This is a genomic window from Agrococcus beijingensis, from assembly GCF_030758955.1.
Lineage (GTDB): Bacteria > Actinomycetota > Actinomycetes > Actinomycetales > Microbacteriaceae > Agrococcus > Agrococcus beijingensis.
The window spans coordinates 2,161,465-2,184,905 of the sequence record NZ_CP132360.1 but is presented as its reverse complement, the minus strand read 5'-3'; the positions used below and the strand labels follow the sequence as shown (position 1 = coordinate 2,184,905).

The following is a 23,441-nucleotide window of genomic DNA, read 5'->3' as shown; positions in this document are numbered from 1 at the left end:
GATGCAACGCACCGTCCTTGACCTCATCGACAGACTGCGCACCGAAAGAAGGATGAGCCTCATTCACATCACCCATGATCTTGGCGTACTCACGGACCGCACCGACCGTATCGCTGTTATGTACGCTGGGCGGATCGTTGAATCGGGTCCTTCTGCACGGATGCTCTCTGCGCCGGCACACCCATACGCCCGCGCGCTCTTGGACATCACTCCGAAACTGAGCACGCCGGTGCCTCTACCACTACCCACGATCCCTGGCGTCCTACCGGACATGTCTGTACCCCGCCAAGGCTGCCCGTTCGCGTCGCGCTGCTCACGGGTAAGCGAGGTGTGCCACACAACTCGCCCACCCGTGGCACCCGTCAGCTCCGATCCTGATCACACGGTGGCCTGTTGGCAACCGTTTACCGCTTCCACACCAGATGACCCGACTCGCCGGGACAGTGCGCTTCTCGCGGCGGGTGTCGCATGAATGCCACATTGCTCGAAGTCGATGACCTCCACGTACGATTCGGCTCGCCACGGGACCCCGTCCATGCAGTACGCGGAGTCACCTTCACGCTGGAGGCCGGCACCACCATTGGCATCGTCGGTGAATCCGGTTCAGGTAAGTCCACGACCGCCAAAGCCATCGCGGGACTCGTACCGATAGCTCAAGGGTCTGTCCGATACCAGGGCGGATCAGTTCACCACCGCCCAGGGCCTGGGGGCGTGCAGATGATCTTCCAGGACCCGATCGCGTCGCTGAACCCGCATCGACTGGTGCGGGACATCGTTGCTGAACCTCTAGCAATCACACGAACTTCGCGGCAACATGCCCGAAAACTTGCCGCACAAGCTCTGGCGGATGTGGGTTTAGAACCTGACATCTTCGGTGGGCGGCGCGCACGCCAGCTTAGTGGAGGTCAGGCTCAGCGCGTCGCGATCGCTCGGGCGTTGCTCGCCCGACCTGCGCTACTCATCGCCGACGAACCAGTTTCGGGGCTGGATGTCTCGGTACAGGCTGGGATCATCAACCTGCTGCATCGCAGCACCTTGGAGCACGGAACGGCACTGATGTTCGTCTCGCACGATCTCAGCGTGGTGCGTTCGCTCTGCGAGAGTGTATTGGTGCTGTACCGCGGTGAGGCGTGCGAGCAAGGACCCAGCTCACAAGTCTTGGGAAATCCCCAACACCCGTACACTCGCTCGCTGATTGCGTCGGTCCCAGAACCGGGCCGAACCCTAACTCAACTCCCGGCTACCCCCGTCTCCACCCCGGTTCTATCTACTACAGCTTGATATGGGTTTACCGCTCGATCGGATGACCTCGGTCGATGCTCCTCCAGCCAGGTGTTTAACAAACTGGAGATGGCCGAAACCGCTTGCCTGGGGACGACTCCGTTCCCGAGCGCCGTGATCTGACTATTCGTGGTGAGTTCGTGACGCGCATCAGTCACCCAACCAGACGGTAAACCCATCAACCATTCCACGAATGCCGGTGCGGGCCGCGGGCCAGTCGCGTCGGTCAGGATTGCGGGCGCCGGTGCGGGCCGACCGATGATCTGCGTCCAGTAAGTCACTGGCACGGCGTAACGTCCCCATCGTCGAAGAATTCCTCGATCAACCTCCACAGGCTCTCTGACTCCTCGGAACCTGGGTACCCATTCGGGCCGTGCAAGGCAAGGTCGATGATCTGGTGGCTGAGCGCAATCGTGCCGCGGCGTGCTTTCACCTGTTGCAAGCTCTCGCCCCCGCGAGCTGCGTCGGATGCCAGTGGAGTGCGAAACAGTGCGGTGGGCAAGGATGAAGACCCGGTATCGGGGGTGGGGTGCGCCGACCGCGGAAGCGGGTAGACCGATCCATTGCGCGTCATACCGGAGGTCGGCCAGGTCTCCCAAAACTGCTCCTGCTACTCGAAGAGGTCGAGCTGTGGTTTCTCCCAGATGCCACGGGTCGCGTTCCATATCGCGAGGGGTTGCACCGTCGGGGGCTGCATTTGCGATGTTGCGTTGCTCATCGTGGACTCCTTCGAAGTTTGCGCGTATAGCTGGTGCAGAAAGCAGCCCGCGGACATTCTCGATCACGACCCAGTCGGGTTGCAGCGCGTCGATCGCTGCCGCCATATGTGCCCAGAGGCCGGAACGGGTGCCGGGCTTCAGACCGGCCATCTTCCCGACGGTCGATACGTCCTGGCAGAGAAACCCGCCACAGAGGATGTCCACTGGCGGCACGGTTCTCCAGTCGATGGCGGTGATATCACCAAGGTTCGGGGCCTCGGGCCAGTGGTGGGAGAAGATGCGGGCGACGGGCTCGTTGATCTCGGAGAACCAGATCGTTCTGGCATTGAAGACTTCTTCGACAGCGAGATCGAGTCCGCCGTAGCCGGAGAACAGCGACCCGACACGCAGCAGAGTGACCCGGTCGGTGAGTGTCTGGTCGGCCACGGGTAAACTCTCCTAGAGTGGTGATCCCGGAGCCGTGCTGCTACTCCGAGCTGGTCACCAACCAGGTGCACGAACCGCCCACGCGCCGCCGCTCAGCCGACGCCTCCCACCTCGCTCCAGCACCGTCGGCGCCCAGCGCTGCCGATCCCTCGCGGTTCGCTCGAACGGGTTGTCACGCGTCTTGCAAGCGAGGCGCGCCACCGTCCGAAAGTGACCTCAGAAGTCACCGCGCCGCGGGCTGCGGAGCTCACCTTCGGAGTGAGGAGAGGTGGCGGCTGGTGACGGTTTCGATGCGGGTGATGTCCGCCGGTGACGGCTACAAGTACCTTCTGCGTACCGTCGCCACCGGCGACGGTGACCGGGTGCTCTCAACGCCGTTGACGAGGTACTACACGGAGGAAGGCACCCCGCCGGGGCGATGGCTCGGATCAGCCGTCCCCGCGCTCGGCGGTAGAACGATCACCGTCGGCGACGAGGTCTCTGAGTTGCAGCTTCAACGTCTGATTGGACAGGGCCGCGACCCCGTGACACGCCAAGCGCTCGGAAGCCCGTATCGGAAGTATCCGACCGTGACCGAGCGCATTGAGCACCGCACGTTGAGGCTCGACGCAGACCTTCCTGTGACCGAGCGTGCCGACGCGGTCGCCACAATCGCGGCTGAGGAGAGTGCGCGTGGGGTGCGGAAGGCGGTTGCGGGGTTCGATTTCACGTTCTCGGTTCCGAAGTCCGCATCGGTGCTGTGGGCGGTGTCGGACGCGGGGACGCAATCGCTGATTGCGGATGCGCATCACGCGGCGGTTGCGGAAATGGTTGCATTCATCGAACGCGAGGTTGCCGCAACCCGCGTCGGCGCGGCAGGCCGCAACGGGGCGGTTGCGCAGGCCGATGTATCCGGGGTGATCGCGACTGCGTTCGATCACTACGATTCGCGAGCGGGTGACCCGCATCTGCACACGCATGTGGTGATCTCGAACAAGGTGCAGATCGTCCACGACGGCAAATGGCGCTCCCTCGACGGCCGGCCCCTCCACGCCGCCACCGTCGCCCTCTCAGAACTCCACGAAGCCGTGTTCGCCGACCACCTCACCCGCGCGTTCGGCGTCGAGTGGGAAGCCAGAGACATGGGACGTGACCGCAACCCCGCCTGGGCGATCAGCACGGTGCCGGAGAGGTTGGTGGCGGAGTTCTCATCCCGGTCACGGCAGATTAATGAGGGGAAGAACCGGCTCATCGCTGAGTACGTTGCCCGACACGGCAGGCAACCATCGCTTGCGACGGTCATCAAGCTCCGAGCACAAGCAACGTTGGCAACCAGACCGGAGAAGCAGGTTCGCTCGCTCGCTGACCTCACCGGCGAGTGGCGGGAGAGCGCGTCGCACCTGCTCGGTGAAGACGCCACCCACTGGGCACGCACCGTCACCGCGAACGAGGCACCGCGACTGCTGCGCGCTGATGATGTGCCCCTGGATGTGATCGACGCTCTGGGCCGCAGTGTGGTTGGAGCAGTCGGTGAGAAGCGGTCGACCTGGCGTAGGTGGAACCTCACCGCCGAGGCTGCCCGCCAGACCATGCCCTACCGGTTCGCCACCACGAGGGATCGCGAAGCCGTAGTCGGAATGGTCGTCGATGCCGCAGAGCGCGCCTCCCTCCAGCTGACTCCGCCCGAGCTCGCATCGAGCCCGGCCGTGTTCCGCCGCTCTGATGACAGCAGCAGGTTCCGGCCGATCGCGTCGACGGTGTACTCGTCACCGGAAATCCTCGCGGCAGAAGATCGACTCCTCGAGCGCGCCCGAACCATGACCGCACGCACTGTGCCAATCGAAGTGATCGAGAAGGTCACCCGCCGCCCAGATCGCGACGGCCGACTCCTCGCCGCCGACCAAACCTCAGCGCTCACCGCCGTCGCGGCATCAGGCCGCGCAGTCGATGTGCTGGTCGGCCCCGCCGGCGCTGGGAAGACAACGGCGATGCGAGCTCTGCGCACTGCGTGGGAGCGGGAGCACGGGCGTGGCAGCGTCGTCGGCCTCGCCCCGTCAGCGGTCGCAGCGCAGGTCCTCGCCGAAGACCTCGGTATCAAAACAGAGAACACGGCGAAGTGGTGGAAAGACCACCAGAACGCGGGTGCGTCGTTCCGTAAGGGGCAGCTCGTGATCGTGGACGAAGCCTCCCTCGCCGGCACGCTCTCCATGGATCGCATCACCGAGCACGCAACCGAGATGGGTGCGAAGGTGTTGCTTGTGGGTGATTGGGCGCAACTGCAATCCGTCACCGCAGGCGGCGCGTTCTCCCTCCTCGTCCACGACCGCGACGATGCCCCGGAACTGGTCGACGTGCACCGCTTCGTCAACGAGTGGGAGAAGACGGCCTCGCTTGACCTCCGCCACGGGCGCCCCGAGGCCATCGACACCTACGCCGAACATGGCCGCATCACCGGCGGCGATACCGAGGCGATGATCGACGCCGCCTACATCGCCTGGCGCAACGACACCCTCAACGGTGCTTCGACGGTGTTGATCGCGGACTCCAACGACTCCGTCCACGCTCTGAACCAGCGCGCCCGCGCCGACCTCATCCTCGACGGCACAGTAGATGCCCGTCGCGAAGTCGCCCTCCAAGGCGACGCGCGTGCCGGGGTAGGTGACACGATCATCACCCGGAAGAACGACCGACGCCTCCGCACCCCGCGAGGATGGGTGCGCAACGGTGACCGCTGGACCATTGCCGACATCCGCGACGATGGATCACTCACCGCCCGCCGCGCCGACAGCCGCGGCACCGTGATTCTCCCTGCCGACTACGTCTCCGATCACGTCGATCTGGGTTAGCCGAGGTTCGGTAAACGCACTCACCTGTGAACGTTGGCCTGTGCGCAGTTCCAGCCTACTGATGTCACCGAATACGCGGGGCGTAGATTGTGGACGAGACCAGCGGCGGGGGGGGGGGGCGACTCAGGTGAGACCTATGTCGCGACTCATCACAAGCGTGCCCCTGGAGGGACTCGAACCCCCAACCAGCTCCTTAGGACGGAGATGCTCTTCCATTGAGCTACAGAGGCCAGTGCCCGACGAGTCTACCGCCGGGCCGGATGCGCGAAGCGCCCGCTCCCACCGGGGAACGGGCGCTGACGCGTGCGGTTCAGCTCACGTGATGTCGATGAACACCGGGGCCGAGCCGCCGATGTTGACGCCAGCGACTACCGTGTTGTAGCCGGACCAGCCGCCGTGGACTGCCTGGCCGCCGCCGATGTAGATGCCGATGTGCGCGCGGCCCGTGCCGCCGTCGGCGTAGTAGATGACGTCACCGGGCTCGGCCTGCGCCTGCGAGATTGTCGGGCCGAGGTTGAACAGCGACCCCATGCCCGTGTAGGGGAGACCGGCAACGGCGATCGACTTGCGCACGAGCTGCACGCAGTCCTGCGAGACGCCGACCTGCGCCAGCGCGGCGTTGGCGATGGCGCTGCCGGAGATGCCGGCCGCCGCGGCGACCGGTGCGGGCGCCGGTGCGGCAGACGAGGACGAGGGGGCGGGCCCGGCCGTACCGCGCGCCGTAGCCTGCTGCTGCTCCTGCTGCGCTGCCTGCTCCGCCTCGCGCTCCTGCTGCTCTGCAGCGCGCTGCTGCTCCTCGGCCTGCGCTGCGGCCTCGAGCTGTGCGCGGATCGCCTCGAGCTCTGCGGGCGTGGTGGCCGACACCTCGAGGCGGGCACCGCCGAGGGTTCCCTCGCCAGCGGTGACGACGCCGGAGACCGACTGGGCGTCCTGGGCGACGAACGCCGAGTACGACTCGCCGTCGGCGCTGCTGCTGCTGCCGGAGGCGAAGGCGGGGAGGGCGAGCGGGGTGGCGAGGGCTGCGGCCACGGCGATCACGCCGACGCGACGTGCGTTGCGCACGACCGTGGCGCGGCTGAAGCGCTTCTGGTCACCCGACGCGATGGCCGTCTTCTCGGAAGGATTCGTCACAGGCTGGTACTCCAAAGCGTTCGTGAAAAAGATGAGCCGTTGTGCGGCACTGCGTCCTACGTTACCAAATCGTTATCGGTTTGTCACCCGCCGCTCAGCGGACGGCTAGAAGCGACGCACCTGCGGCGTGCCGAACGCAGCCACCATCGCCGAGTAGACCGAGTACTTCACGGGCTTGCCGCTGGTGGCCGAGTGGATGATCTGGTCGCCGCCGGCGTAGATGGCCACGTGGCCGTCCCACACCAGCAGGTCGCCCGCCGCGACGGCCGAGGCCGCCACCGGAGTGCCGTAGCCGGCCTGCGCGTTCGACGAGTGGGGCAGGTAGTGGCCGGCCTGGCCGTACACCCAGAGCGTGAAGCCCGAGCAGTCGAAGCCGGTCGACGGGCTCGTGCCGCCCCATACGTAGGGCACGCCGAGCTGCGACTGCGCGATCGCGACGATCGAGCTGTTGGCGGCGGGGAGGTTGACGGGCGCGGCGACTGCGGCGCTCGACGACGTGGCAGCGCCGGCCGTGCCCGTCGCCGCGGCAGCAGCCGTCGCCGCGGTCGCAGCAGCCGCTTCGCGCGCGGCCGCGAGCTCCGCCTGCCGGGCCTCCTCCGCCTCGCGGGCGGCGGAGCGGATCTGGTCGAGCTCTGCGGCGGTCGTGCCGGAGATGCCGTCGCGCGCCACCAGCTCGGCGCGCGCGCTCGACGAGACCGTGACGGTCTGTGAGTTCTCGGCGATGATCGCGGCGATGTCGCTCTCGCTGTAGCGCTCGCCCACGGGCTGGAACGCCGCGGCGGGCAGGGAGAGCGCGCCGACGAGCGCGGCTGCGATGCAGACGACGCCGAAGCTCTTGGCCCCTCGGCGCAGCGATCCGCTGGTGAACGTTCCGTGAGCAGTGCGCTCAGCCGTCGAGACGGCGACGGCCGTCGAGTGCTGCTGTTCCATGCGTTGCGTGATCCCCCAGTAAGGCAGTGTCCGTCGCATCGGGATGCGGCGCTGCCGGTGCGACAGTACCCGACCGTTACCATTCCGTCACAATTGGTCCACACCTGTCGGCGAGCCTCAGTGCGGGCTGGAAGCTTCCTGAACGTGACGAGCCGATCAGCCTGTCGCGCGGTGGGCCGAGCGCGACGATGCCCGTCGGCGGGAGCGCTGGGTCAGGCGGTGAGGTAGACGTGCTGCGCGAGCTCGGCCGGCAGGTCGATCGCCTGCCCGCCCTCGACGGCGAGGCGGATGCGGTCGCCCACCTTCGAGACCTCCACGCGGGCACCCGGCACGACGCCTGCCGCCTGCAGCTCGACGAGCCCCTCGATGTCGAACTGGATCGGCTCCCCCAGACGCCGCACCACCCGCGCGCCCCGCGCATCCGTCGCGGCCTGCACCCCGTCGAGGAACGGCTCGGCGGGCGTGAGGCCCAGCTCGGCCAGGCCCGGGATCGGCGTGCCATAGGGCGACTCGGTCGGGTTGCCGAGCAGCGCGAGCAGCCGGCGCTCGACCTGCTCGCTCATCACGTGCTCCCAGCGGCAGGCCTCGTCGTGCACGAGGCTCCAGTCGAGGCCGATCACGTCGGCGAGCAGCCGCTCCGCCAGCCGGTGCTTGCGCAGCACCCGGGTCGCGAGGATGCGGCCCTCCTCGGTGAGCTCGAGGTGCCGGTCGGCGGCCACGACCACCAGGCCGTCGCGCTCCATGCGGGCGATCGTCTGCGAGACGGTGGGGCCCGAGTGGTTCAGCCGCTCCGAGATGCGGGCGCGCAGGGGCGTGATGCCCTCCTCCTCGAGATCGAGGATGGTGCGGAGGTACATCTCGGTCGTGTCGACCAGATCCGTCACCCGCAGCTCCTGCTTCCTGTCCGCATCCCTCACAGCCGTACGCATCCCACCCTATGCTTCAGGCGCTCGTAGGATCGTCGGTGTGAGCGACATCGTCATCCCCGCCGACCTCCTGCCCGCCGACGGCCGCTTCGGCTGCGGTCCCTCGAAGGTGCGGCCCGAGCAGCTGCAGCGGCTGCAGTCGAGCCTCCACCTGCTCGGCACCAGCCACCGGCAGGCGCCGGTGAAGTCGCTCGTGCGCTCGGTGCGCGAGGGGCTCGCCGAGCTGTTCGCCATCCCCGAGGGCTATGAGGTGCTGCTCGGCAACGGCGGCTCGACCGCCTTCTGGGACGCCGCGGCCTTCAGCCTCATCGAGCACCGCTCGCATCACCTCACCTTCGGCGAGTTCGGCGCGAAGTTCGCCAAGGCGGCCAAGGCGCCGTGGCTCGAGGATCCCAGCGTCGCCTCGGCCGAGCCCGGCTCGCGGCCCGAGCTCGAGCCCGTCGAGGGCGTCGACGTGGTCGCCTACCCGCACAACGAGACGTCGACCGGCGTCTTCCACCCGGTCGTGCGCGCCGCGGGCTCCGCGCTGACGGTCGTCGACGCGACGAGCGCGGCGGGCGGCCTCGCGGTCGACATCGCCGAGAGCGACCTCTACTACTTCGCCCCGCAGAAGAACTTCGCGGCCGACGGCGGCCTGTGGCTCGCCATCGCGTCGCCGGCGGCGATCGAGCGCATCGAGCGCATCGCCGCGACCGACCGCTACATCCCCGAGTTCCTCTCGCTGCAGCAGGCCGTCGCGAACTCGCGCCTCGACCAGACGCTGAACACGCCCGCGCTCACGACGCTGCTGCTGCTCGACGAGCAGATCCAGTGGATGCTGGCCTCCGGTGGGATGGACGCCATGGCCGCGCGCACGGCCGAGTCCGCGTCGACGCTCTACGCGTGGGCCGACGGCCGCGACGAGGCGACGCCCTTCGTGGCCGACCCGGCGCACCGGTCGAACGTGGTCGTCACCATCGACTTCGACGAGTCCGTCGACGCGGCAGCCCTCGCGAAGGCGCTGCGCGCCAACGGCGTGGTCGACACCGAGCCCTACCGCAAGCTCGGCCGCAACCAGCTGCGCGTCGCGACGTTCGCTGCCATCGACCCCGCCGACGTGGTGCAGCTGACGCGCAGCCTCGACTTCCTGCTCGAGCGCTAGGCGAGGCGGCCGGCGGCGACGGCCGGACGGACGCGGCTACCCGCGGGCGTCGACCCAGCCGTCGTCGTCGTCTGCGTCGCTGTCGTCATCATCGTCGTCGTCGTCCGCGTCGTCCGCGTCGTCGGCATCCTCGGCGTCGACATCGACGTCCTCGAAGTCGTCGTCGAAGTCGTCGTCGAGGTCGGACTCGAGATCCGACTCGAGCTCCTCGTCGTCCTCCTCGCCGGCCGCCTGCTTGGCGGCGAGGTAGTCGGCGAGCCGCTCCGACCAGGGCACCCACGCGGGGGCCAGCAGCGAGCCGTCGCCCGGCAGCAGCATCGCCTCGAGCACGGTCGGGCCGCCCTCCAGGCCGCGCGAGAGCAGCACCGTCCACGACCAGTCGGGGTAGCCGGGCAGCAGCGAGGCGTGGCGGATCGCGATGACCTGCGGGCCGTTGGCAGCGCCCTCGGCGAGCGCGTCCTGCACCTCGCCGACCGAGCCCCTCGCCGCGATCTCGTCGAGCGCGGCCTGCGCCAGCTCGAGCTCCTGCATCGTCGGCGTCGTGGGCACGGGCGCGCGGCGCGGCTCGAGCGCGGCGCCGGGCTCCGCGGGCTCAGTGCGCTCGGTGCGCTCGTCGGTCTCGGCAGCCTCAGCCACGTCGTCGGAAGCGGGAACGGGATCAGGCGTCGAGGTCATCGGCGACCCTTCGCAGCATCTGGGCGACGGTCGAGCCGTGCGCCGCACTGGGGTAGCGGCCGCGACGGAGGTCGTTGCCGATCGTGTCGAGCAGCCGCACGAGGTCCTCGACGATGATCGCCATGTCCTCGGTGTCGCGACGAGCGGCCTTCACCGCGGGCGTGCCGATGAGTCGCAGCGACAGCGCCTGCGGGCCGCGACGGCCCTCGGCGATGCCGTACTCGACCTTGGCGCCGGGCTTGATGACGAGCCCCTCGGGCACCGCCGAGGCATGCAGGAACACCTCGCCGCCGTCGTCGCCGGCGATGAAGCCGAAGCCCTTGGCGTCGTCGAAGAACTTGACCCTGCCCGTCGGCATGGCACCCTCCCGCTGCGCTGTCAGAGCGGCGCTCTGCCGCACCGCCCCAGCGTACTGGGCGTGCCGCTGAGCGCCCGACCGCGATACCCTGGACGGATGCCGAAGGCCAGCAGCAACCCCACGCAGCGCCCCCGCCCGCGGGAGGCCGCCGGCGTCGCCACGCCCCGCTCCGCCCGCGACCGCTGGGAGCGCGCGCTGGCGGTGAGCGTGGTCGTCCTCTTGGGGATCGCCCTGCTCGGCTTCGCCGCCACGATGGCGCACGTCGGCTTCCGCGACAGCGTCGCCTTCTTCGCCAGCGTCGTCTGGCAGTGGGCCTACTGGCTGCCGCTGGTCGCGCTGCCGCTGGCGATCGTCTGCCTCGTGGCGCTCATCGTCGTCAGCGCCCGCGGCAAGTCGCGCAGCCGCTGATGGACGTCGTCGCGCTCGCCGCCCGCATCCAGGCGATGGCCGACGACGCCCTCGACCAGCTGGTCGTCGAGCGGCAGGCGCCGCCGCAGCTGAGCTCCACGTTCGACCTCGCCGAGCACCTGGTGGCGGATGCCTCCATCGCGCAGGCGCTCCGGTGGCGGTCGGGTGCAGAGCTCGTCGCGCTCGCCGCCGGCACCTCGACGCCCCGGCTCGACGCGCTGCTGCTGGGCGCCGACGGGCTCGCGCTGCCGCAGGTGCGGGCCGCGGCGGCCGCCGCCCTCTCGTCGCTGCCGGGATCGGCGGGCCCGGGGCCGGGCGACGCCCCCGAGCCGCCCGCGCCGCTCGACAGCGCCGTCGCGCCCCAGCTCGCGATCGACGAGGCGATCAAGATCGCCGAGCTCGTGCACCGCATCGCCGACCACCCGGTGACGCTGCGCAGCCGCGCGCAGCTGCCCGCCGCCACCGTGCGCGACCTGGCCGCCGCGATCGACGCCGAGCCCGCGCAGCTCGACGAGCGGCTCGACCTCGCCGCGCTCGCCGGCCTCGTCGACCGCCACGACGGCCGCCTCCGCGCCACCGTCGACGCCGACGCCTGGCTGGGGGCCGCCGTGCCCGAGCGCTGGCTCGCGATCGCACGCGCCTGGCTCGCCGCCACGCCCGACGCCGCGGCCGTCGCCTCGGGCGACTTCCCGCTCGCCGACGACACCGTGCGCGCCGCGCGCCAGCGGCAGCTGCGCCAGGCGCACCGGCTCGGGCTCGCCGAGCGCGACGCGCTCACCACGCTCGCGGTCGCCCTGCGCGACGACCCGGCCGCCGCGCTCGCGACGCTCGCCGCCCACGTGCCGCCCGCCACCGCATCCGTCTACCTGCAGCCCGACCTGTCGGCCGTCGCCCCCGGTCCGCTCGAGGCCGCCGTCGACGCGCGCCTGCGCGGCATGGCCCGCATCGAGCGCGCCGGCATCGCCTCGCAGTGGCGCATCACCGCCCAGTCGGTCGCCGCGGGCCTCGCGGCCGGCGAGACCGCCGAGGGGCTGCTCGCCTTCCTCGCCGACATCTCGCTCACCGGGCTGCCGCAGCCGGTCGCCTACCTCGTGCGCGACACCGCCTCGCGGTTCGGCTCGCTGCGCGTGCGCGCCGTCGCCGAGGGCGGCGCCCGAGCGCAGGCGCGCAGCGACGACGAGCAGCTGATCCGCACGATCGCGGTCGACCGGGCGCTCGTCGCGATCGGGCCGCAGCAGACGGGCGCGCACCGCGTCACGTTCCGCGTCAGCCCCGAGGAGGCGCTCGAGGTGCTGCTCGACGAGCGCTACCCCGCCGTGCTCGAGGACGACGCCGGCAGGCTCATCGTGCGCGCCATCGAGCGGGCGCCGCGCCGCGAGCACGAGCGCCACCGCCTGGTCGCCCGGCTCCGCGACAGCGGCTTCGAGGTGGGCGAGCACGAGCGCGCCTGGCTCGAGCGGCAGCTCCAGGCCGCCGTGCGCGAGCGCATGCCCGTGCGCCTCACCGTCACCACCACCGGCGAGCCGGTCGACGTCGAGCTCGTGCCGCTCGCCGTCGCCAACGGCCGCCTGCGCGCCCGCGACGCGAACCGCGACGTCGAGCGCACCCTGCCGCTGAGCGCGATCACCAAGGTCGCCGGCCTCGGAGCCGCTCGCGCCTGAGTGCCGCTGCGGGGCTGCGCCGCGCTGCGGCTGCGCCGCCGTCGGCTCGTGCGGGCACGACGCAGCAGGCATCTCCGCCCGCGTCGTCGTCAGCGCCGATCCGCGGTCAGGCTGACGCCTCGCAGCAGCCCTCGACCGTGCAGGAGTCGTCGATGCAGGGCGCGCCCTCGTCGACCGCGAGCGTGACCGCCATCAGCGACTCGATCGCGCGGGCGAGGTGCGCATCGGCCATCTCGTACCGCGTCTGGCGGCCCTCCGGCTCGGCGACGACGATGCCGCAGTCGCGCAGGCACGCCAGGTGGTTCGAGACGTTCGTGCGCGTGAGCGCGAGGTCGCGGGCGAGGACCGCCGGGTAGCCGGGCTGGTCGAGCAGCTGCAGCAGGATGCGGGCGCGGGTCGGGTCGGCCATGGCGCGCCCCAGGCGGTGCATCACGTCGAGGCGCGTGGCAATGGTCAGCATGCAATGACTGTACAGGAGGCGCTGACCGACACTGCCTGCGACGCCCGGAGACAACCGGTCGCGCCGCGGACTACTCCATCGCCGAGCGGATCGCGGTCTCGATGTCGTCGATCGTCTCCAGCTCCAGCCGCTCGCCATCGATGAAGATGCTCGGCGTGCGGTCGACGCCCAGCGCCATGCCTGCCTGGAAGTCGAGCTCGACGCGCGCGAGCGTCGCCGGATCGGCGATGGCGGCGTCGTAGGCGGCCAGGTCGAGCCCCAGCTCCTGCGCGTAGCCGCGGAACAGGTCGGCGGCAGAGGTCTGGGCCTCTCCCCACGCCGTCTGCGTCTCGAACATCCGCTGGTACATCGCTTCGAACGCGCCCTGCTGCGCTGCCGCCTCCACGGCGACCGCGGCGTTGCCGGAGTTGAAGTGGCCCGGGAGCGGGAAGTACCGCACCGCGAACGTGACCTGGCCGTCGTACTTCTCTCGGAGCTCCTCCATCGTGGGATAGACAGCGCCGCACGCCTCGCACTCGAAGTCGAGGAACTCCACCACGACCGGCGCGCCCTCGCCCGCGTCGTTCAGGATGTGGGTGGTCTCGTCGACCAGCGGCGGCAGCGCAGCCTCGGACTGGCCGGTCTCGCTGGGCGCCGCCCCGTCCACGGGCGAGCCGCTGCTCTCCCACGGGCGCACGACGAGGAGCAGGACGATGGCGATGACCGCCGCCGCTCCGAGGATGATCGAGATCACGGCTGCAAGTCGGTTACGCACGCACCCCATCGTACCGTCGATCCGCGCTGGCTCAGCCCACGGCGGCCATCGGCCCACGCCGTCGCGGCACCGGACCGGCCCCGCTGCCGATGGGACGCATTCGCGCTCGCGTTACCGATTTGTTATCTTCGACGCTGGGCGATCGACGCCACGCGTCTGCGACCACCCGCGGCAGCCCGCCACCGTCCCTGCGCACCACCACCCCGGCCCTGAGGAGCCCTCCCCCTGTGAACACGCCCGTCCCTGGAGCATCCGGCGCGCCACCCCAGAGCGTCCCGAGCGAGGCTCCGATGACACGGAAGGCACTCCGGGAGCGCGAGCGAGCCGCCTCTGCCATCCAGCGCACTGCGGCGGAGGGCCGCACCGGGCCGCGTCCGACGGTGGCCGAGGGCTCGCCCGCCCTGTACACGAGCCGGCGGGCCATGCGGGAGACGGCGACCCGCGCAGCCCATGCGCTTCCCGTGCAGCTGGCCGCGCCCGGTGGCCCCGAGAGCCCGAGCATCCGTGTCGACGCGCCCGCGCTCGGCAACGCCGGCGAGCACACGCCCACCACCAGAGCGCGGCGCCCGCAGCCGTCGGGAGGATCCGGGGCGCCCGCACGATCGGCTGCGATCCGGCCGAGCCGCCGACCGGCCCGCGGGCGTTGGGCCAGCACGGTCGCGAAGCACGTCACGGCGGGAGGAGCGCTGCTGCTCATCGGCTCCCTGGTCGTGGTGACCTCGTTGCCCGCGCAGGCAGTGCAGACACCGAGTCAGCTCGAGCCTGACGTCGCACAGCTCGAGCCCGGCGTGCAGTCGCTCGATCCGGTGGCTGCCGATGTGACGACCCTCTTCCCGCGCGACGAGATCGTGGTCAACGACGCGCGTGCGAGCGCCCTGCTGACCGCCGAGGAGCGCGCAGCGATGCAGCGCACCGCAGACTCCGAGCGAGGCGGCTCCTACTTCGGCGGCAGCCCAGCGTTCCCCGAGACGTGGTCGCAGCTGGAGACCGCCTACGTGCAGACGCCGTTCCCCGAGCTCGCGCAGCTGCCCATCTCGAGCGGCTTCGGCTACCGCACAGGCGGATTCCACGGCGGCACCGACATCCCGCTCCCGCCCGGGCAGGAGATCCGCCCGATCGCGAACGGCGTCGTCTCCGCGGTGTGGCAGGGCAACAACCCCGGTGGCGGAGGCTACGCCGTCTTCATCGACCACAACATCGACGGACAGTTCGTCCAGTCGTGGTATCCCCACATGCTGGCCGGCTCGATCCAGGTCGAGGTGGGGCAGGTGGTCGACATCTCGACGGTCGTCGGCGAGGTCGGCAGCACCGGGCGATCCACGGGCCCTCACCTGCACCTGGAGCTGAAGAACAGCGACTACGTCTCGTTCGATCCGGTGCTCTGGCTGCAGACGCGACAGATGCGCCTCGAGACCTCCTAGGCCCCAGCGCTCCGCTGCCACCGCCCTGGGTGGCGGGCGGCCGATGCGCCGCCCGCCTCACGAACCCGCGACCACCAGCCAGACCAGTACGCCGTTGAGCCCCGTGAGCGCCGCCGCGGCGATCGCACCGCCGAGGGTCGTCCAGATCCGGTTCACATGCTCTCCCATGAGCGCGCGGTCGGCGGTGAGGCGCACGAGCGGGATGAGGGCGAACGGGATGCCGAACGACAGCACCACCTGGCTCAGCACGAGCGCGAGGGTCGGGTCGACGCCGAGGGCGAGCACGGCGAGCGCCGGGATCAGGGTGACGAGGCGCCGGGTCACCAGCGGCACGCGCGTGCGGAGCAGCCCCTGCATGATCTCAGCGCCGGCGTATGCACCGACCGAGGTGGAGGCGAGGCCGGAGGCGAGCAGGCCGACGGCGAAGAGCGTCGCGACGACGGGTCCGAGCGACTCCCCGAGCGCAGCATGCGCTCCCTCCAGGGAGTCGGTGCCGGCGACGCCTGCCAGGTTCGCCGCGGCCAGCAGCATCATCGCGATGTTGACCCCTCCGGCGATCACCATCGCGACGGACACGTCGATGCGCGTCGCGCGCAGCAGTCGCGGGGTGCTCAAGCCGGCTCGATCGCGGAAGCGGTCGCGCGCGAGGCTGGAGTGCGCGTAGATCGCGTGCGGCATGATCGTCGCCCCCAGGATGCTGACGGCGAGCAGGACGGAGTCGGTGCCCTGGAAGCGAGGCACGAGCCCGGCCGCGACGCCTGCGGCGTCTGGCGGCGACACGACCACTCCCCAGGTGAATCCGAGCACGATGACCGCGAGCAGCGCGATCACGATGCCTTCGAACGCACGCGGTCCGCGTCGGGACTGCACCGCCAGCAGCGCCATGGACACGCCGCCGGTGATCAGCCCTCCGAGCAGCAGCGGCACGTCGAACAGCAGCCAGAGCGCCACCGCTCCGCCGATCACCTCGGCGAGATCGGTCGCCATCGCGACGCCTTCGGCCTGCAGCCAGTAGGCGATGCGGCCGGCGCGCGAGCCCATCCGCTCGCCGCACAGCTCCGGCAGGCTCTTGCCCGTCACGACGCCGAGCTTGGCCGAGAGGTACTGGATCAGCCACGCGACGAGGTTCGCGCTCACGACCACCCAGATGAGCAGGTAGCCGTAGCGCGCGCCGGCCGTCACGTTCGACGCGACGTTGCCGGGGTCGAGGTACGCGACACCCGCGACGAGCGCCGGCCCCAGCAGCAGGAACCAGTGCGGCCCGCGTGCGGTGCTGGGCTCGGCGATCACGCGGCTGCTCATGACGCGAGCGTAGCCGGGATTTCGGTGCACCGAAACCTTCGCGTCAGGGGTGCCGAACTCCTGCGGCTTCGCGTTCGCTGATCCCCGCGGTCTCGATCTGGAAGGTGGAATGATGCACCGCCACGCTGAAGTCCTCTTCGACGCAGCGCTGGATGTCCTCGAGCACTGCCGCAGCATGCCCGTCGGAGAAGCACCCGTCGTCGACCACCACGTGCGCACTGATCGTGGGGAGTCCCGTGGCCACCGTCGAGGCGTGCAGGTCGTGGACATCCTCGACGTGCTCGAGCTCCAGGATGTGACGGCGGACCTCGTCGAGGTCGAGGCCGCTCGGCGTGAACTCCATGAGCACCGCGGTGGTCTCCTTCATCAGCATGAACGCCCGGGGCGCGATGAGCGCCGCGATGAAGAGTCCGGCGATGGCGTCGGCCTGCTGGAAGCCGGTGGTCGAGATCACGATCGCGGCGACGATCACGCCGAGCGAGCCGAGCGCGTCGTTCAGCACCTCGAGGAACGCGGCTCGCATGTTGAAGTTGGCGCCCCGGCTCGACGAGAGGATGACGATGGCGATGATGTTCATCACGAGGCCGATGATGCCGAACACCACGAGCTCCGAGGCGGGGATGTCGGGCGGCTCGAAGAGCCGACGGATGCCCTCGATCGCCGCGTAGACGCCGACGCCGAGCAGCAGCGTCGCCTGCCCCAGCGCCGCGATCACCTCGATGCGGCGGAAGCCCCAGGTCCGCTTGGGAGTCGATGGCCGCCGCATGAGCGTTGCGGCGATGAGCGCGACGAGCAGCCCGGAGGCGTCCGCGAGCGCGTGCGCCGTGTCGGTGAGCAGCGCGAGACTGCCGGTGAGCACCGACCCGACGGCTTGAGCGACCACCATCGTCGCCGTCAGCCCGAACGCGATGCCGAGCCGGACGCGGAAGTCGCCCGTCACTGCACCGTCGCCTCCTGCTGATCCGTGATCATGTCCGGCTCCCATGGATGCCCTCCTCTTCCGTCGCGCCACCGCTGCGCGCGGCATCCGTCAGATGGGCGTGCAGCACGTGCTGCTCGCCGGCGGCGTCGAGCAGCTGCCCGGCCGCGGTGATGAGCGCCGCGAGCAGCGCCGGCCGCGCGAGCACGTACCAGGTCGCCCGGCCCTCGACGCGCGCATCGATGAGCCCGCACTCCAGCAGGAAGGCGACGTGCTTGCTCACGGTCGACTGGGCGAGGCCCAGGTGGTCGACCAGGTCGCGCACCCGGTGCTCGCCCGAGGCGAGGTGCTGCAGCACGGTCAGCCTGGACCCGTCGGCGAGCGCTTGGAACAGGTGCGCGAACGCCGCGGTCGCGTCGCGGTCGATGTGCACCGCCTCTTTCATCGCCATAGAGCGATGGTATCGCATTGTGGCGATGAGTCGCAATGGGAGGGAACCGGCCTGCTCGCCGCATCCACGAAGGGCGAGGAGTAGGCTCGAAGGCTGTGACACTCCCAGGCCCTCTCATCGTGCAGTCCGACCGGACGGTGCTGCTCGAGGTCGCCCACCCCGACGCCACCTCCGCCCGTCAGGCGCTGCAGGTCTTCGCCGAGCTCGAGCGCGCCCCCGAGCACATCCACACCTACCGCGTGACGCGGCTGGGGCTGTGGAACGCCCGCGCCGCCGGCCACACGGCCGACGAGATCGTCGGCACCCTCGACCGCTACGCGAAGTTCCCGGTGCCCGCCGGGGTCTCGCAGGACATCCGCGAGACCATCAGCCGCTACGGCCGGCTGGTCATCGAGCGCGACGACGAGGGCCTCGTGCTGCGCAGCGACGACCGCCCGGTGCTCGAGGAGGTGCGGCGCTCGAAGAAGATCGCCCCGCTGCTCGCCGGCCCCGCCGAGGGCGGCATCCGCGTCGTCGACTGGGCGCGCGGCGAGCTCAAGCAGGAGCTCGTGAAGCTCGGCTGGCCCGCCGAGGACCTCGCCGGCTACACCCCCGGCACGCCGCACGAGATCGACCTGGTCGAGGACGGCTGGAGCATGCGGCCGTACCAGCAGGATGCGGTCGACCACTTCGCCGACGCCGGCTCGGGCGTCGTCGTGCTCCCCTGCGGCGCCGGCAAGACGATCGTGGGCGCCGCGGCCATGGCCGCCACCGACACGACCACGCTGATCCTGGTGACGAACACCGTCTCTGCGCGCCAGTGGCGCAGCGAGCTGCTCGCCCGCACGAGCCTCACCGCTGAGGACATCGGCGAGTACTCCGGCGCCAGCAAGGAGATCAAGCCGGTCACGATCGCGACCTACCAGATCCTCACCGTCAAGCGCGGCGGCGAGTACGCGCACCTGGGCGTGCTCGACGCGCTCGACTGGGGCCTCATCGTCTACGACGAGGTGCACCTGCTGCCCGCGCCGGTCTTCAAGCTGACCGCCGACCTGCAGGCGCGCCGCCGCCTGGGCCTCACCGCCACCCTCGTGCGCGAGGACGGCCGCGAGTCCGACGTCTTCAGCCTCATCGGCCCCAAGCGCTTCGACGCCCCCTGGAAGGAGATCGAGGCGCAGGGCTTCATCGCGCCTGCCGAGTGCTACGAGGTGCGCATCGACCTCGACGAGGACGAGCGGCTCGAGTACGCCGCCTCGAGCGACCGCGACCGCTACCGCATCGCCGCCTCGAGCCCGCGCAAGATCGACACCGTCCGCCGCGTGCTCGACATGCACCCGACCGAGCCGACGCTCGTGATCGGCCAGTACCTCGACCAGCTCGACGAGCTCTCCGCCGCGCTCGGCGCGCCGCTCATCACCGGCGAGACGCCGGTCTCGATGCGCGAGGAGCTCTTCCAGGCCTTCCGCACCGGCGAGGAGCGCGTGCTGGTGGTGTCGAAGGTGGCGAACTTCTCGGTCGACCTGCCGGATGCCTCCCTCGCCGTCCAGGTCTCCGGCTCGTTCGGATCCCGGCAGGAGGAGGCACAGCGACTCGGCCGCCTGCTGCGCCCGAAGGGCGGCCGCACCGCGAGCTTCTACACGATCGTCGCGCGCGACACCGTCGACCAGGAGTTCGCGCTCGGCCGCCAGCGGTTCCTCGCCGAGCAGGGCTACGCCTACACGATCCTCGACGAGCACGACCTCGGCGTCGGCGACCGAGCGACGGTCTGATCCACGTGACGTCCAGGCAACGATCAGCAGACAGTCAGAGACTGGAAGCATGACCGAGCCCAACGCCAAGATCCTCGTCGTCGACGACGAGCCGCACATCCGAGACCTGCTGTCCACGAGCCTCCGCTTCGCCGGATTCGACGTCCGCGCCGTCGGCGCGGGCGCGGCGGCCATCTCCGCCGTCCTCGAGGACGAGCCCGACCTGATCCTGCTCGACGTCATGCTCCCCGACATCAACGGCTTCGGCGTGACCAAGCGCCTCCGCGCATCCGGCTTCACCTCCCCGATCCTGTTCCTCACCGCGAAGGACGACACCGAGGACAAGATCAACGGCCTCACCGTGGGCGGCGACGACTACGTCACGAAGCCCTTCTCGCTCGACGAGATCATCGCCCGCATCAAGGCGATCCTGCGCCGCACGATGGCCGAGACCGACGACTCGACGCTGCACGTCGGCGACCTCGCGATGGATCAGGACACGCACGAGGTGACCGTGCGGGGCACCGAGATCGAGCTCTCCCCCACCGAGTTCAAGCTGCTGCGCTACCTGATGCTGAACGCCAACCGGGTGCTGTCGAAGGCGCAGATCCTCGACCACGTCTGGGAGTACGACTTCAACGGCGACGTCGGCATCGTCGAGTCATACATCTCGTACCTGCGGCGCAAGATCGACGACGGCGAGAGCGAGCCGATGATCGTCACCAAGCGCGGCTTCGGGTACATGCTGAAGTCGCCGAAGGCGTAGGTGGCGACGCGGCTGACCCGCCTGCTCGGCCGCATGTCGCTGGCCGGGCGCATCAGCGCACTCACCGTCGTCGTGATGACCTTCGGCCTCGCCCTGGCCGGCATCGGCACCCTCAGCATCATCCGGGACGCGCAGGTCGCCGAGGTCGACCGCGAGCTCGACCAGGCGATGGGCGCGTTCACGAGCGAGCCCATCGCGCAGTCGGAGTCGCCCGAGCAGTGCGACCTCGCGCAGCGCATGCCCAACACCTACTACCTGGGCGTCGCGGATGCGTCGGGCGAGGTGCTCTGCGACAACAAGCTGCCGAACCCCGGCAACCCCGACCTGACCGATCTCTCGATCGCGTCGCTGCCCGGCCAGGACTCGGCGTTCACCGCCGTGTCGGTCGACCGCGCGACCGAGTGGCGCATGCTGATCGCCCCCTCGACCGTCGAGACCACCGGCGAGGTGCTGATCTCGATCGTCGCCATCGACCTCGAGCAGGTGGAGTCGGGCACGACCTCGTTCACCATCGTGTTCACGGGGTTCTCGCTGCTCGCCGTGGTGCTCGGTGCGGCGCTCACGCGAATCCTCGCGGGAGCGGCGCTGCGCGGCCTGCGGGGCGTGGCCAAGCAGGCGCAGCGGTTCGCCGACGGCGACTACGACGCGCGCCTCACCGGCGAGCACCCGCGCACCGAGGTCGGCTCGCTGCAGCAGTCGCTGAACGCCATGCTCGGCCGCATCGAGGCCGCCATCGAGCAGCGCGACGAGTCGGTGGCGCAGATGCGCCAGTTCGTCGGCGACGCGAGCCACGAGCTGCGCACCCCGCTCGTGTCGGTGCGCGGCTACGCCGAGCTCTACCGGATGGGCGCCCTCTCGCGCCCTGAGGACGTCGCGAACGCCATGGAGCGCATCGAGGGCGAGGCGAAGCGCATGGCCCGCCTCGTCGAGGACCTGCTGCAGCTCGCCCGCCTCGACGAGCGCCGGCCGCTCGACGTGCAGCCGCTCGACCTCGTGCCGCTCGTCAACGACGCCGCCTCCGACACGCGCGCGGGCGCGCTCGAGCGCGAGGTGCGCGTGCTCCCGGTCGATGCGGATGCGATGGGTCCCGTCGCCGGCGCCACCGACGAGACGCTCCCCACCGAGCTCTTCGCGCCGCCGCCGCTGGCGCCGCCCGCGATCGTGCTGGGCGACGAGCACACGCTGCGCCAGGTGATCTCCAACCTGATCGGCAACGCCCTGCGCTACACGCCCGACGACACCGCGATCGACCTCGGCGTCGGCGTCTCGCTGCGCCGCCGCGAGGCGATCGTGATGGTCATCGACCACGGCCCCGGCGTGCCCGCCGAGCAGCGCGAGCGCATCTTCGAGCGCTTCTTCCGCGCCGACTCGTCGCGCGCCCGCGAGACGGGCGGCTCCGGGCTGGGGCTCGCGATCGTGCGTGGCATCGTGCGCGCGCACAATGGCCGCATCGACGTGGTGGAGACGCCCGGCGGCGGCGCGACCTTCCGCATCGCCATCCCGCTCGCCTCCGACGAGGCCGTCATGCAGCTCAGCCAGCGGCTGCGGCCAGACGTGCACACCGGCAGCGATCCACAGGCCGCCGCCCGCCGCCTCGGGTAGCCGACGCATCCGTCTACCGTGTGCCCTCGAGCGCGGATGCTCCGCGCGGGATCGAGGGGATCATGAGCAGGTACGTCGTCGACGCCGACGCCATCCACGGGGCGCACGTGGCGGTGCGGGCCACCGCATCGCGTCTGCAGTCCGACGCCGCGGCCATGCACGCGCAGCTGCAGGCGCTGCAGGACTCCTGGACGGGCCAGGCCTCTGTGGCCTTCCAGGGCGTGCTGCAGGAGTGGCGGGCCACGCAGATGCGGGTCGAGGAGTCGCTGACCAGCATCAACGAGGCGCTCGCCGCGGCCGGCCGCCAGTACGCCGACGTCGAGCAGGGCAACACGCGCCTCTTCGCGGGCTGAGCGGTCGCGGCGTGCACGGCCCGGTCCGGCCCTGTCGGGGCCGGCCGGATCGGGCCGTGTGCGCGCAGAGCCCTGCCGCGGTCAGGCCGCCGCTGCGGGCTCTGCAGCGACCTCGAGGAGGATGTCGAGCAGCACGAACTCCTGGTCGAGCTGCACACCGTGCGCCTGCTGCACGGGCCTGCGCTCCGTGGCGACGAGGTCGATGAACCGGCGCGCGTCCGCCTCCGTGTCGAACGCGACATAGGTGTAGGCGCGATCCGAATCCGTATCGAAGGCGTATCGCGCGTCATGGAAGCCGTGCACCGTGCGCACGAACGGCACGACGTGGGTCTCGATCGATTCGACTCGCTCCGCCCGCGTGCCGGGCACCGTCCAGATGCCCAGGACTGCGTACATGGTCGCCTGCTCTCCCGCCGGCGATCGATCGTCGGCGATTCATTAGCCAATTTCGCTAGTGAGATTCACTAGCGAGCGTCTGCAGTATGCTCGCGTGCATGGCGACCGTCAAGACCCCGCAACCACCGGAATCGAGCAGCGCAGCCGGAGGTGCGGGCGGCGCTGGCGACGAGACCGTCCCAAGGCTCTCTCGCAAGGAGCGGGCGGCGGCGACGCGTCTCCGCACCCTCGAGGCGGCCCATCGGGAGTTCACGGAGAACGGCTACCAGCGCACGACGATGGCCGCCATCGCGCGCGCCGCCGGCGTCGCGGTGCAGACGGTGCACTTCGTGTTCCACACGAAGATCGAGCTGCTCGGTGCGCTCGTCGATCACGCGGTCATGAGCGGGCCGGAGGGCGTCGAGCCGGAAGAGGCGCCGTGGTTCCGCGACGCACCCAGCGGCGCGACGGCCCAGGAGGCCCTCACGGCCTTCATCCTCGCCTCCGCGCCCATCATGGAGCGCGCGAGCGCGCTCAACGAGGTGGTGCGAGAGGCCGCTCGCCAGGATCCCGATGCTGCGCTGCTCTTCGAGCGGCTCGAGCGCTTGCGGATCGACGTCTACCGGTCGATGCTCTCCCGCATCGTGGCCGCGCATCCGATGCCTGATCCGTTCGACCTCGACGCAGCCGTCGACGTCCTGGCGGTGCTGTTCTCGCCGCGCACGTACCTCTCCCTCACGAAGGATCGCGGCTGGAGCGCCGAGCGAGCGCAGGCCTGGCTCGCGCGGTCGCTCCCCGCAGCCGTCCTGCCGGAGTGACCGCACCGCTGA

At 70.4% G+C, this 23,441-nt stretch carries 24 protein-coding genes and 1 tRNA gene; 12 read left to right on the top strand and 13 right to left on the bottom strand.

What is annotated here, in order from left to right; genetic code table 11:
- The first annotated feature begins 1 nt into the window (after nucleotide 1).
- A complete protein-coding gene (locus tag Q9250_RS14265) occupies nucleotides 2-472 on the top strand; it encodes an oligopeptide/dipeptide ABC transporter ATP-binding protein (protein WP_474197880.1) in 471 nt (156 codons plus the stop codon).
- Nucleotides 469-1,281 (top strand): ABC transporter ATP-binding protein, encoded by an 813-nt coding sequence (locus Q9250_RS14190; protein WP_394255162.1) that lies wholly within the window; start codon nucleotides 469-471, stop codon nucleotides 1,279-1,281. Before Q9250_RS14265 ends, Q9250_RS14190 begins: the two co-directional genes overlap by 4 nt.
- Here the strand turns inward: Q9250_RS14190 and Q9250_RS10665 are convergent.
- Nucleotides 1,230-2,426, bottom strand: coding sequence for a DNA cytosine methyltransferase (locus Q9250_RS10665; protein ID WP_306231886.1), 1,197 nt, complete (start codon nucleotides 2,424-2,426; stop codon nucleotides 1,230-1,232). The genes Q9250_RS14190 and Q9250_RS10665 overlap by 52 nt on opposite strands.
- Before the next feature lie 290 nt (nucleotides 2,427-2,716).
- On the opposite strand from Q9250_RS10665, the gene mobF reads away from it, so the two are divergent.
- Complete coding sequence (gene mobF, locus Q9250_RS10660) at nucleotides 2,717-5,251, top strand: MobF family relaxase (RefSeq protein WP_306233983.1); 2,535 nt, start codon at nucleotides 2,717-2,719, stop codon at nucleotides 5,249-5,251.
- Nucleotides 5,252-5,409: 158 nt separating this feature from the next.
- On the opposite strand, the gene Q9250_RS10655 is transcribed toward mobF, so the two are convergent.
- From Q9250_RS10655 to Q9250_RS10640, 4 genes are all read right to left on the bottom strand, one after another.
- Nucleotides 5,410-5,481, bottom strand: a tRNA-Arg gene (locus Q9250_RS10655).
- 85 nt (nucleotides 5,482-5,566) lie between these two features.
- Nucleotides 5,567-6,382, bottom strand: coding sequence for an NlpC/P60 family protein (locus tag Q9250_RS10650; RefSeq protein WP_306231885.1), 816 nt, complete (start codon nucleotides 6,380-6,382; stop codon nucleotides 5,567-5,569).
- 105 nt (nucleotides 6,383-6,487) lie between these two features.
- Entirely contained in the window at nucleotides 6,488-7,312 is an 825-nt protein-coding gene (locus tag Q9250_RS10645; protein ID WP_306231884.1) for a C40 family peptidase, read from the bottom strand.
- Nucleotides 7,313-7,524: 212 nt separating this feature from the next.
- A complete protein-coding gene (locus tag Q9250_RS10640; RefSeq protein WP_306231883.1) occupies nucleotides 7,525-8,196 on the bottom strand; it encodes an iron-dependent transcriptional repressor DtxR in 672 nt (223 codons plus the stop codon).
- An 82-nt stretch (nucleotides 8,197-8,278) separates the two neighbouring features.
- Here Q9250_RS10640 and serC point away from each other — a divergent pair, with 82 nt between their 5' ends.
- Nucleotides 8,279-9,379, top strand: coding sequence for a phosphoserine transaminase (gene serC / locus Q9250_RS10635; RefSeq protein ID WP_306231882.1), 1,101 nt, complete (start codon nucleotides 8,279-8,281; stop codon nucleotides 9,377-9,379).
- 36 nt (nucleotides 9,380-9,415) lie between these two features.
- Here serC and Q9250_RS10630 read toward each other — a convergent pair whose 3' ends face one another.
- Together Q9250_RS10630 and Q9250_RS10625 are read right to left on the bottom strand one after the other, a co-directional pair.
- On the bottom strand, nucleotides 9,416-10,054 hold the full coding sequence (locus Q9250_RS10630) for a DUF3027 domain-containing protein (RefSeq protein ID WP_306231881.1): 639 nt from the start codon (nucleotides 10,052-10,054) through the stop codon (nucleotides 9,416-9,418).
- Nucleotides 10,038-10,412 carry a cold-shock protein gene (locus Q9250_RS10625; RefSeq protein WP_306231880.1) on the bottom strand — a complete coding sequence of 125 codons (375 nt, stop codon included), beginning with the start codon at nucleotides 10,410-10,412 and terminating at the stop codon, nucleotides 10,038-10,040. The genes Q9250_RS10630 and Q9250_RS10625 overlap by 17 nt, the downstream gene beginning before the upstream one ends.
- Before the next feature lie 96 nt (nucleotides 10,413-10,508).
- Between Q9250_RS10625 and Q9250_RS10620 the strand changes: the two genes are divergently transcribed.
- Nucleotides 10,509-10,820 carry a hypothetical protein gene (locus Q9250_RS10620; RefSeq protein ID WP_306231879.1) on the top strand — a complete coding sequence of 104 codons (312 nt, stop codon included), beginning with the start codon at nucleotides 10,509-10,511 and terminating at the stop codon, nucleotides 10,818-10,820.
- Nucleotides 10,820-12,481: a helicase-associated domain-containing protein gene (locus Q9250_RS10615; protein WP_306231878.1), complete on the top strand. Its 1,662-nt coding sequence runs from the start codon at nucleotides 10,820-10,822 to the stop codon at nucleotides 12,479-12,481. Before Q9250_RS10620 ends, Q9250_RS10615 begins: the two co-directional genes overlap by 1 nt.
- Before the next feature lie 106 nt (nucleotides 12,482-12,587).
- On the opposite strand, the gene cmtR is transcribed toward Q9250_RS10615, so the two are convergent.
- Both cmtR and Q9250_RS10605 read right to left on the bottom strand, forming a co-directional pair.
- Entirely contained in the window at nucleotides 12,588-12,941 is a 354-nt protein-coding gene (gene cmtR, locus Q9250_RS10610) for a Cd(II)/Pb(II)-sensing metalloregulatory transcriptional regulator CmtR (RefSeq protein ID WP_306231877.1), read from the bottom strand.
- A gap of 70 nt (nucleotides 12,942-13,011) precedes the next feature.
- Nucleotides 13,012-13,704: a DsbA family protein gene (locus Q9250_RS10605; protein ID WP_422665041.1), complete on the bottom strand. Its 693-nt coding sequence runs from the start codon at nucleotides 13,702-13,704 to the stop codon at nucleotides 13,012-13,014.
- A gap of 281 nt (nucleotides 13,705-13,985) precedes the next feature.
- Between Q9250_RS10605 and Q9250_RS10600 the strand changes: the two genes are divergently transcribed.
- Nucleotides 13,986-15,116 (top strand): M23 family metallopeptidase, encoded by a 1,131-nt coding sequence (locus Q9250_RS10600; protein ID WP_306231875.1) that lies wholly within the window; start codon nucleotides 13,986-13,988, stop codon nucleotides 15,114-15,116.
- A gap of 57 nt (nucleotides 15,117-15,173) precedes the next feature.
- Here Q9250_RS10600 and Q9250_RS10595 read toward each other — a convergent pair whose 3' ends face one another.
- The 3 genes from Q9250_RS10595 to Q9250_RS10585 are packed head-to-tail and all read right to left on the bottom strand — an operon-like array spanning nucleotide 15,174 to nucleotide 17,788.
- Nucleotides 15,174-16,418 (bottom strand): Nramp family divalent metal transporter, encoded by a 1,245-nt coding sequence (locus Q9250_RS10595; protein ID WP_306231874.1) that lies wholly within the window; start codon nucleotides 16,416-16,418, stop codon nucleotides 15,174-15,176.
- 43 nt (nucleotides 16,419-16,461) lie between these two features.
- Nucleotides 16,462-17,403, bottom strand: a complete 942-nt coding sequence (locus tag Q9250_RS10590; protein ID WP_306231873.1) for a cation diffusion facilitator family transporter — start codon at nucleotides 17,401-17,403, stop codon at nucleotides 16,462-16,464.
- A complete protein-coding gene (locus tag Q9250_RS10585; RefSeq protein WP_306231872.1) occupies nucleotides 17,387-17,788 on the bottom strand; it encodes an ArsR/SmtB family transcription factor in 402 nt (133 codons plus the stop codon). Before Q9250_RS10585 ends, Q9250_RS10590 begins: the two co-directional genes overlap by 17 nt.
- 119 nt (nucleotides 17,789-17,907) lie before the next feature.
- Between Q9250_RS10585 and Q9250_RS10580 the strand changes: the two genes are divergently transcribed.
- The 4 genes from Q9250_RS10580 to Q9250_RS10565 all read left to right on the top strand — a co-directional run bounded on the left by Q9250_RS10580 (nucleotide 17,908) and on the right by Q9250_RS10565 (nucleotide 22,236).
- Nucleotides 17,908-19,536: a DNA repair helicase XPB gene (locus tag Q9250_RS10580; protein ID WP_306231871.1), complete on the top strand. Its 1,629-nt coding sequence runs from the start codon at nucleotides 17,908-17,910 to the stop codon at nucleotides 19,534-19,536.
- A gap of 49 nt (nucleotides 19,537-19,585) precedes the next feature.
- On the top strand, nucleotides 19,586-20,281 hold the full coding sequence (locus tag Q9250_RS10575; protein ID WP_306231870.1) for a response regulator transcription factor: 696 nt from the start codon (nucleotides 19,586-19,588) through the stop codon (nucleotides 20,279-20,281).
- Nucleotides 20,282-21,883 (top strand): sensor histidine kinase, encoded by a 1,602-nt coding sequence (locus Q9250_RS10570; protein ID WP_306231869.1) that lies wholly within the window; start codon nucleotides 20,282-20,284, stop codon nucleotides 21,881-21,883.
- A 62-nt stretch (nucleotides 21,884-21,945) separates the two neighbouring features.
- On the top strand, nucleotides 21,946-22,236 hold the full coding sequence (locus tag Q9250_RS10565) for a WXG100 family type VII secretion target (protein ID WP_306231868.1): 291 nt from the start codon (nucleotides 21,946-21,948) through the stop codon (nucleotides 22,234-22,236).
- 81 nt (nucleotides 22,237-22,317) lie between these two features.
- On the opposite strand, the gene Q9250_RS10560 is transcribed toward Q9250_RS10565, so the two are convergent.
- Nucleotides 22,318-22,632 (bottom strand): hypothetical protein, encoded by a 315-nt coding sequence (locus Q9250_RS10560; protein WP_306231867.1) that lies wholly within the window; start codon nucleotides 22,630-22,632, stop codon nucleotides 22,318-22,320.
- A 98-nt stretch (nucleotides 22,633-22,730) separates the two neighbouring features.
- Between Q9250_RS10560 and Q9250_RS10555 the strand changes: the two genes are divergently transcribed.
- Nucleotides 22,731-23,429, top strand: a complete 699-nt coding sequence (locus Q9250_RS10555) for a TetR/AcrR family transcriptional regulator (protein ID WP_306231866.1) — start codon at nucleotides 22,731-22,733, stop codon at nucleotides 23,427-23,429.
- Nucleotides 23,430-23,441: the final 12 nt, after the last annotated feature.